8 protein-coding genes are annotated in these 6,591 nt (G+C 44.7%); 3 read left to right on the plus strand and 5 right to left on the minus strand.

The window, feature by feature from the left end:
• Positions 1 to 106: 106 nt before the first annotated feature.
• The 5 genes from Q0386_RS07535 to Q0386_RS07555 are packed head-to-tail and all read right to left on the minus strand — an operon-like array spanning position 107 to position 4,732.
• Positions 107 to 1,420: a DUF945 family protein gene (locus tag Q0386_RS07535; protein WP_299029302.1), complete on the minus strand. Its 1,314-nt coding sequence runs from the start codon at positions 1,418 to 1,420 to the stop codon at positions 107 to 109.
• Positions 1,417 to 1,989, minus strand: a complete 573-nt coding sequence (locus Q0386_RS07540) for a DedA family protein (RefSeq protein ID WP_299029305.1) — start codon at positions 1,987 to 1,989, stop codon at positions 1,417 to 1,419. Before Q0386_RS07540 ends, Q0386_RS07535 begins: the two co-directional genes overlap by 4 nt.
• A gap of 9 nt (positions 1,990 to 1,998) precedes the next feature.
• Complete coding sequence (locus Q0386_RS07545) at positions 1,999 to 2,589, minus strand: lipid-binding SYLF domain-containing protein (RefSeq protein WP_298790994.1); 591 nt, start codon at positions 2,587 to 2,589, stop codon at positions 1,999 to 2,001.
• Between the two features lie 18 nt (positions 2,590 to 2,607).
• Complete coding sequence (rny, locus tag Q0386_RS07550) at positions 2,608 to 4,161, minus strand: ribonuclease Y (protein ID WP_299029308.1); 1,554 nt, start codon at positions 4,159 to 4,161, stop codon at positions 2,608 to 2,610.
• Positions 4,094 to 4,732 carry a 5-formyltetrahydrofolate cyclo-ligase gene (locus Q0386_RS07555; RefSeq protein WP_299029311.1) on the minus strand — a complete coding sequence of 213 codons (639 nt, stop codon included), beginning with the start codon at positions 4,730 to 4,732 and terminating at the stop codon, positions 4,094 to 4,096. The genes rny and Q0386_RS07555 overlap by 68 nt, the downstream gene beginning before the upstream one ends.
• Before the next feature lie 52 nt (positions 4,733 to 4,784).
• Here Q0386_RS07555 and Q0386_RS07560 point away from each other — a divergent pair, with 52 nt between their 5' ends.
• From Q0386_RS07560 to Q0386_RS07570, 3 genes are all read left to right on the plus strand, one after another.
• Positions 4,785 to 5,363 (plus strand): TlpA disulfide reductase family protein, encoded by a 579-nt coding sequence (locus Q0386_RS07560; RefSeq protein ID WP_299029313.1) that lies wholly within the window; start codon positions 4,785 to 4,787, stop codon positions 5,361 to 5,363.
• Positions 5,363 to 6,232, plus strand: a complete 870-nt coding sequence (ftsY, locus tag Q0386_RS07565) for a signal recognition particle-docking protein FtsY (RefSeq protein WP_299029316.1) — start codon at positions 5,363 to 5,365, stop codon at positions 6,230 to 6,232. The genes Q0386_RS07560 and ftsY overlap by 1 nt, the downstream gene beginning before the upstream one ends.
• Before the next feature lie 96 nt (positions 6,233 to 6,328).
• The gene (locus Q0386_RS07570) at positions 6,329 to 6,526 is read left to right on the plus strand and encodes a hypothetical protein (protein ID WP_299029319.1); all 198 of its coding nucleotides are present in this window, start codon (positions 6,329 to 6,331) and stop codon (positions 6,524 to 6,526) included.
• Positions 6,527 to 6,591: the final 65 nt, after the last annotated feature.

The raw sequence follows: 6,591 nt of genomic DNA on the forward strand, positions 1-6,591 counted from the left end.
AGTTTAACAGTGTTAATTTAAAAAACTCGCTTTCTGTGAAGCGGAAATTGAAGTATATAGAAAACATGCTTAAACAAACATAAAAATTTGCCTAAGCATGCTAATTTTATTTAAAAAGAGATTTTAGAGATAAATTTTCGTTAAAGATCAAATCTTGCGTTCTTTTATTATACTTAAAGATAGTTACGTATTTGCCGCCGTTTTCTTTAAATAGTCCGCCGTTTACGAGCATTGCATTTATTCCCTCTTTTTCCTCGCCGCTACCGAACATAAACTCGCCTGGCGTTGTATCAAGCTCAATTTTACCGCTAAAATTTATAGCAGTCGGGATATTATCAAGGAAATTTTGACTATCTATCCCGTCCGGGTCGATAGAAATCTCAAAATTTGAGGCATAGCTCTTGCCTGCCACATTTTTAAAATTTAAATTGTCAAATGTAAGTTTCGGCGCTCTTTTTATAAATTTATCAAGTGCTTGCATTATGGCCGCGAGCTGAGCTTCAGGTTCTCCCTTTGCGTTAACAATATCTTCAAACGCGCCTTTATCTAAATTTGAAAATTTCGTTTTGATCAAAAAATCTTTAAATTCATATTTTCCATATTTTATTTTTTCTATAGTGCTCGTATCATCCTGCGTTAGAGTATCGCTTAGCACGGTTAGCTTGGAGTCGCTCGTTATCTTTCCGATTTGTAGCGCCTCGGCACCCGAGATCACGTCTATGCCGCCGAGTTCAAATTTATAGGTGCTATTTACAAGCGCTTTTGAAAGCATTTTCGGCTCGATCGGAGTTTCGTACTTCACATCGTAGTCGATATTTTTTATCTTTATAGCGACGCCTTGTTTGCTAGCAAAATCGATAAAGTCGTTTACAAAAGTAGCTCCGGTTATTTTCTTTTCGCCGTTTATATCAAAATTTAAAAACGATTTGGCAAGATTTAGCTTATTGCCGTCTTGTTCTTTTTGCACTCCAACCAGCTCAAAGACGAATTTTTTATCTCCTACAGAAGCGCCGTCGGCGTGAAATTTGATAGGTCTAGTCGTATCAAATATCTCTTTGATAAAATTTTTATACGGATCGTTTAAAAACTCGGCATCGCCCGCAACCTCAAATTTACCTAGCAAACTGTCAAAGCCGTGCGATATATTCATGTCAATTTTTATCGCCAGATCCTCGGGCGCGCCGTACTCTTCGCCAAGAGAAATGATCTCGTTTATGTAACCTTTAGACAAAACTACGTCATAGTTTGCGTGCGATTTTAGCAGACCACCCTCAAATACGCTGTTTTTGACCTCCATACCGCTTGCTTTGATTAGATTCAAAGCCTCGTTATATTTTTCCTCCACCTTGTTTGCGTTAAATTTTAGCCCGCCAAAAACCACTGCGGCTATAATCACCAATACAATCAGTACCTTTTTCATTCCGACCTTCCTTTCTTTTTCGTCGCTTGTTGTAGATATACCCAGATGAGAGTCAGTAGCGAAAACATCGCAACCGGCATCAGCCAGCCGTTTTCGCCCATAAAATCCCACGCCCGCTCAAACGCCTCGCCCGCCCAAAAGCTGCCAAGCCCGAGCAAAACTGCCCAAGCTACCGCGCTAACAACGTTTATGACGCTAAATTTGGCAAACGAATACTTCGTAAGCCCGATAGCAAGCGGGATGAGAGTCTTTAGTCCGTAGATAAATTTTTTGAAAAATATTATTTTATTTCCGTGCTGCTTGAATAAAATTTGAGAGAAGGCAAGCTTGCGTTTATGTCTAGTCAGATACGGCATCACGGCAGCGCGGTTATACCTGCTGACGTAAAAAAGCAGCGTATCGCCGATAGCGTTAGCGACCGCCGCCAGTACGATACTCACGGTTATGTCCATCTTGCCTAGATGAGCTAGCACGCCAGCTGCGATGATAGCAACCATGCCTCCTCCAAGCGAATATAAAAACACTATCACGTACCCGTAGGTCGATAGCGAGGTTAGCATCTCTTGCAAATTTGGCCTTTAGTATTTTGAGATAGCGCCCATTAGCGCGTTATATCCATAGCTATCCATCCTTAGAGGCGCGTCGTTAGTTTTAGCTAGCACCGCTCCGCCAAAGCTCGCCCCCGCAAAAAACCCGTCGTTGTCCGTATATGCGTAGATATCGCTCGTAAAGCTAAAATCGCTCACTCTGCCGTAAAATTTGCCCGTATCGGCAAATGCAAACGATGCGTCGGCGTTTATCGTGATTTTAGCGTCTTTTATATCGGCTACGAGGCTATCTTTTAGGATAAATAACACAAGCGAGCTATTTTCGTAGCCTACTTGCAACCCGATACTGCCGCCGCTAATATCCACGACCATCATTTCGCTGGGCGCATACGGGTTTCCAACAAGCATCACGCCTTTGCCGTGCATGCCGCCCAGCACGAAGCCGACTTTAGTAATGCTCGGAAAAATGACGACCGCTTTTGCGTTTTGAAGCAAAGCCTTAACCGGCGCGTCTGCGTTTTTACGCATTGTCGTCGTAAAAGAATTTGAGGCGTTTAGCACGAGCTCGTCATTGGCGCCGAGTGCTAAAACGCAAAAAATCGCTAGTAAAATTTTTCTCATTTTCAACCTAAATTTGACCTATTTGGCCATTTCTATGGCTCTGGTTTCGCGGATCACGTTTACTTTGATCTCGCCCGGATACTGGACCTTGCTCTCGATCTCGGCGGCGATCTCTTTAGCTACTAGCACCGCTTCATCGTCGTTGATGAGCTTGGCGTTTGCGATGACGCGGATCTCGCGGCCTGCGTTTATCGCGTATGCCTGCTTGATACCCTCTTTGCTTTTTGCGATGTTTTCTATCTCTTCGACGCGTTTCAGGAAGCTCTCCAACACCTCTCTACGAGCTCCCGGACGAGCCGCACTTAGAGCGTCCGCAGCGCAAACGGCGGCGCTTTCTACGCTAGTGGCCTCCTCGTGTCCGTGGTGAGCATAGATAGCGTTTATGACGACGGGGTGTTCTTTGTAGCGTTTGCAAATTTCAGCGCCCAAATCGACGTGGCTGCCCTCAAATTCATGCGTCAAAGCCTTCCCAATGTCATGTAGCAAGCCTGCTCTTTTAGCCAGCTTTTCGTCTCCGCCCGTTTCAGCCGCGATGATGCCAGCAAGATGGGCTACCTCGAGGCTGTGCGCTAGGGCGTTTTGTCCATAGCTAGCTCTAAATTTTAGCTTGCCGATTAGTTTCATTATCTCCGGATGAATTTTGCTAAGACCCAGATCGATGACGATATTTTCCCCCTCCTCTAGGATCGAGGCTTCAAATTCTTCACACACTTTTTTGTGTAGATCCTCTATCCTTGCCGGCTGTATTCGGCCGTCTTGTACTAAAAGCTCTATCACGCGCGTAGCAATCGCCCTTCTATAGAGGTTAAAACTGCTTAGCGTGATAGCGTGCGGCATATCGTCGATGATGATATCTACGCCGAGCACCATTTCCAGGGTCTTGATATTGCGGCCTTCTTTGCCGATTATGCGGCCTTTTAGCTCATCGTTTTTGATATCTACGACGTTTATCAAACGTTCTGCGGCAAATTCTCCAGCAAATCGCGACGTAGCCTGCGCCAGGATGTAGTTCACGCGCTTTTTAGCTTCGCGTTTAGCCTCCTCCTCGTGTTTTCGCACGATGTGAGCGATCTCGGCACGGCTTTTTTCCTCTACTTTTTTTAGCACTTCTTCGCGCGCCTCTTCTTGCGTGAGGCCAGCGGCGTGTTCGAGCACTTTTAACGCCTCTTGTAGCTTAGCTTGGTAGCTTGCTTTTAGCCCGATTCCTTCCTCGTAAACGCTTTTTGCCTCGTTTCGCGATTTTTCTAGCTCCGCCCTACTCTCGTTTAAAATTTCTTGCTCGTTTAGCAGGGCTTGCTCTTTTTTACCGATTTCTTCAAATTTTTGCGTGTACTCTTTTTGCAGTTTTACGGTTTTGTCGTCGTATTTTTTCTTGGCTTCAAATTCAGCCTCTTGGACTTGGATTTTAGCGTCTTTTAGCGTGCGCTCGGCCTCAAATTCTATCGCTTTAGCCTTTGCTTTTGCCTGCTCTAAAAATATATTGTAGTTTGCGTCATTGATTTTTTTAGCGATGAGATAGCCTGCGCCAACGCCCGCCGCACCTGCTCCTAAGCCGATTAAAATATCTATCATAGATTCCTCTTTTTACGTAAATTTTGCTCGGGGTCAGGTAAAAATCACAAGTAACGTCGTGATCTTCGGATATGATTTCATTAGTAAAATTGTCTAAAATTTCAACGAATATCAAGGTAGGTCGGTAAGGCAAATTTGCAAAAAATCTATCGTAAAAACCTTTTCCGTGCCCTATTCGCGCCATATTTCCGTCCACCCCGAGAGTCGGAACTATAGCTACGTCTATACGCTTTTTAAAAATCTTGGTACTTAGCGGCTCTTTTACGCCAAATTTCGTCCGAGATATAAGCGGTAGCCTAGATTTTACCATTTCTAAACTAATACCAAGCATAAACGGAACGAAAATTTCATAATTTTTAGCTAGTTCGCGCCTTAAAATGCAGAAATTTGGCTCATAGGAAAGGGGATTAAATATCAAAATCCGTTTCGCTTTAAGCTCGGTTAGCAAATTTAAAAGCGGCTTAAACATCTTATAGTGTTTCGCTCGCGCAGAAATTTGAATCTCTTTTTTTAAAATACGTTTGGCGTCTCGCCTAAAATCTTCTTTTGTCAAATTTAACGCTCGTTTCATAAATTTTATGTATAATTCAAGCCTAAAATCAATCTTAGACAGGAATTATTAAATGAAAATAAATCTTTTGATTATACCATTTTTAGCACTATTTTTAAGCGGTTGCGACAATGAAAACGTAAGCGACGCAAACAAAACTAGCGACGCGACGCCGACAACAACCACGTCCGCTCCGACTCAAAGCCAAAGCGCAAGCATAGAAGCGCCTTTTGAGCTAACTCTCATGGACGAGAGCAAGATGACGCTGCAAAAATTTGACAAAGGCTTTAAAGTCGAGGGTAACGATGAGGCGATTTTGTTTAACTTTTTTGCCACTTGGTGTCCGCCGTGCAAGGCTGAAATCCCGCATCTAAACAACCTAAGCGATAAATTTAAAGGCAAGCTAAAAATCGTAAGCGTACTGATGGAAGACAAATCAAAAGACGAGATAGACGCGTTTATGAAGAAATTTAAGATAAATTTCGGCATTAGCTACGGCGAAAACAACTTCCTCTTCGCAAAGGCTCTAGGCGGCGTCGTAGGCATCCCGTACATGGTGCTTTATAAACCAAACGGCGAATACGCCACGCACTACGTCGGGCTCGTGCCAGAAGAGATGCTAGAAAGCGATATAAATAAGGTAATCAACTAATGTTTGGCTTTTTAAAAAAGGGGCTTGATAAGACGCTCGCGGCGATCCGCTCGTCAAAACCAGCCGACAAAAAAATCTCAAAGGAAATTTTAGAAGAGATCCTACTTGAAGCCGACATCGCCTACGAGATCGTCGAGGAGGTCCTCTACTACCTGCCGCCGCAAAACGAAGTAAAAAAAGACGACCTAAAGCGGCTTTTAAATACATATTTCATATACGAAAACGAGCGCGAGGCAAAAGTCGGAAAGCCTTTCGTGGAGCTGATTTTGGGCGTCAACGGAGCTGGCAAAACGACCACGATCGCAAAGCTTGCAAATTTATATAAAAATGAAGGCAAAAGCGTTATTTTAGGCGCCTGTGATACGTTTAGAGCTGGCGCCATCGAGCAGCTACGTCAGTGGGCTATCAGAACTGACGTTCCTATCGTCGCTACGCAGCAGGGTCACGATCCGTCTGCGGTCGCCTTTGACGTTATCAGCTCGGCCGTCGCCAAAAATCTCGACAACGTAATCCTCGACACCGCCGGCCGCCTACAAAATCAAACAAATTTAGCGGGCGAGCTAAGCAAGATCGTCCGCATCGCAGACAGAGCCTATGCAGGCGCACCGCACCGCAAGATTCTCATCCTCGACGGCACTCAAGGCAACGCAGGCCTCGCTCAAGCAAAAGCCTTTAACGACATCGTGAGCCTTGACGGCGTCATCATCACCAAGCTTGACGGCACGCCAAAGGGCGGAGCGCTTTTTGGCGTAGCGCGCGAGCTAGAACTACCGATACTCTACATCGGCATCGGCGAGACGATGAACGATCTAGTCAAATTTGACCCGCACGATTTCGTAGATACTATCGTGGATGAAATTTACGCCTAAATATCGGGCGTAAATTTTAGCTTTTTAAATTTATCCCCATTCCCTTAAATTTGCAAATTTTATATATAGTACCCGCGCTTAACGTAATCTACTAAAATGACGACGCAAGAGTACGAGGCTAATTTTAGCGAAGACGATGTGCCCGGCTGGGACGCGATAGCACGCGCGCTAGAAAATATCTACGATCCCGCAAACGAGCGTCACTATGCATCTCGGCTACATGCGAGCCTGGGCGGTGAGGATTATCTAGAGGGCGTTAGTATATTTGAGGCGCTCCGCACCGTCATCTCATAAGCTTTGGCATGAGCAAGCTTTACTACGATCCACAAAGCTCTCAGGAGGAATTTAGCGGCTGGGGA

Origin of the sequence: uncultured Campylobacter sp., from assembly GCF_938045625.1 — a bacterium.
In the GTDB taxonomy this organism is placed as follows: Bacteria; Campylobacterota; Campylobacteria; order Campylobacterales; family Campylobacteraceae; genus Campylobacter_A.

Excerpts from the sequence above, each read along its gene's own strand:
- Q0386_RS07535 (WP_299029302.1), bottom strand. The coding sequence starts at position 1,420 with ATGAAAAAGGTACTGATTGTATTGGTGATTATAGCCGCAGTGGTTTTT.
- Q0386_RS07545 (WP_298790994.1), bottom strand. The coding sequence starts at position 2,589 with ATGAGAAAAATTTTACTAGCGATTTTTTGCGTTTTAGCACTCGGCGCC.
- rny (WP_299029308.1), bottom strand. The coding sequence starts at position 4,161 with ATGATAGATATTTTAATCGGCTTAGGAGCAGGTGCGGCGGGCGTTGGC.
- Q0386_RS07555 (WP_299029311.1), bottom strand. The coding sequence starts at position 4,732 with ATGAAACGAGCGTTAAATTTGACAAAAGAAGATTTTAGGCGAGACGCC.
- Q0386_RS07560 (WP_299029313.1), top strand. The coding sequence starts at position 4,785 with ATGAAAATAAATCTTTTGATTATACCATTTTTAGCACTATTTTTAAGC.
- ftsY (WP_299029316.1), top strand. The coding sequence starts at position 5,363 with ATGTTTGGCTTTTTAAAAAAGGGGCTTGATAAGACGCTCGCGGCGATC.
- Q0386_RS07570 (WP_299029319.1), top strand. The coding sequence starts at position 6,329 with ATGACGACGCAAGAGTACGAGGCTAATTTTAGCGAAGACGATGTGCCC.